Annotated in this window: 1 protein-coding gene; it reads right to left on the bottom strand. The window is 73.0% G+C overall.

Annotation, left to right across the window (positions count from 1 at the left end):
- The coding region (locus AXW62_RS16955) for an acyltransferase domain-containing protein (protein WP_159060899.1) at positions 1–1,967 on the bottom strand (1,967 nt) is incomplete at both ends.

The following is a 1,967-nucleotide window of genomic DNA, read 5'->3' as shown; positions in this document are numbered from 1 at the left end:
ACCGCGCGCTCGTCCAGCGTCTCGGGCAGATCGACCAGTCCACCCCACAGCGGCGGCAGCTCCAGCGCGGCCACCCGGCCCAGCGCCCACACCATCGCCTGCGCCGGGCTGGTGAGCCGCTCGGAACGGCCCACCGACACGGCGCCGCGCGTACCGCTCCACAGCGAGGCGTGGATGTCCGCCTCGGTCATCGCCCGTATCAGTGTGAACGTCAGAGCGAGGCCGGTCGGAAGGGCCGGGTGTCCGGGGCAGGGCCCCTCGTCCAGGGCGAGCAGCGACAGCACGCCACCCCATTCGGGCGCTTCGGCGGCCGCCTCGCGCAGCCGCTCCGCCAGCACCCCGGCGTCGAGGTCGCGCTCGTCCACCACGAGCGACACCACAGCAGCACCATGCCGCTCGAGTCCGGCCACGATCCCCGAGACCAGCTCGTCCTCGGCACGGGACGCCGGCACCACCACCAGCCATGTCCCCGGCAACGACCCCTCGGCCAGGTCGGACACCGGCTTCCACGACACCCGGTAACGCCAGCCGTCGATCGTGGACTGGTCACGGTTGCTGCGGTGGTACGCGGACAGGGCGGGCAGCACCGCGCTCAGCGGCGCCTCGCCATCGATGTGGAGCGCCTGGGCCAGCGCTTCGAGGTCCTCGCGCTCGACGGCCTCCCAGAACCGCGCGTCCACCGAGTCCGCGGCCGCCGCGGTGTCCCAGCCCCCGAGAGTGATGGACACCTCGGGCCAGAACCGCTCGCGCTGGAAGGCATAGGTCGGCAGCTCGATCCGCCGTGCGCCACGGCCGGCGAAGACCGACTCCCACTCCACCGCTCCACCGTGGACGTGGAGTTCGGCCAGCGCCGTCGTCAGCGCCTGAGCCTCGGGGCGGTCCTTGCGCAGCACCGGCACCACGGCCGAGGCGGAAACCTCCTCCGCCGTCACGCAGTCCCGCACCATCGCGGAGAGCACGCCGTCGGGGCCGACCTCCACGAACCGGGTCACGCCCTGCGCGCCGAGTGCGCGCACGCCGTCCGCGAACCGCACCGCCTGCCGCACGTGCCGCACCCAGTACTCCGGCGTGCACACGTCGTCGCCCGTGGCGGCCTCACCCGTCACGTTCGAGACCAGGGCGATGGAGGGCGCCTGGAAGGACAGGCCCGCGACCACCTCACGGAAGTCGTCCAGCATGGCGTCCATGCGGGGCGAGTGGAACGCGTGGCTGACCCGCAGCCGACGTGTCTTGCGGCCCTGTTCGGCCCACTGGGCGGCGATCTCCAGCGCGGCGGCCTCGTCACCGGCGATGACCACGGCGGTGGGGCCATTGACGGCGGCGATGCTCACCTCCGCCTCACGACCGGCCAGCGACGCCGTGATCTCCTCCTCCGACGCCTGGACGGCCACCATGGCGCCGCCCTCGGGCAGCGCCTGCATCAGCCGGCCCCGGGCCGCGACCAGCGTGCACGCGTCCTCCAGCGAGAACACCCCCGCCACATGCGCCGCGGCGACCTCGCCGATGGAGTGGCCGATCAGCACGTCCGGGGTGACGCCGAAGTGCTCCAGCAGCCGGAACAGCGCCACCTCGACCGCGAACAGCGCGGGCTGCGTGAAAGCGGTCTGATCCAGCAGCTCCGCGTCCGCGCTCCCCTCGGCGGCGAACATCACCTCCCGCAGCGGACGGTCCAGCACCACATCCAGATGCGCACACACCTCATCCAGCGCGCGGGCGAACACCGGGAACGCCTCGTACAACTCCCGCCCCATGCCCAGGCGCTGCGCACCCTGACCCGAGAACAGGAACGCCGTCTTTCCACCTGTGACGGCCTGCCCCTGGACGACTCCCGAGGCGATTCCGCCCTGCGCGACGGCCTGCAGGCCGCGCAGCAGGGTCTCGCGGTCCTCACCGACCAGCACGGCCCGGTGCTCGAACACCGACCGGGCCGCCAGCGTGTGGCCGACGTCGAGCGCACCGGCGTCTTC

This window comes from Streptomyces hygroscopicus subsp. hygroscopicus (assembly GCF_001553455.1).
GTDB lineage: Bacteria > Actinomycetota > Actinomycetes > Streptomycetales > Streptomycetaceae > Streptomyces > Streptomyces hygroscopicus.
This window is presented reverse-complemented; position numbering and strand designations above follow the sequence as displayed.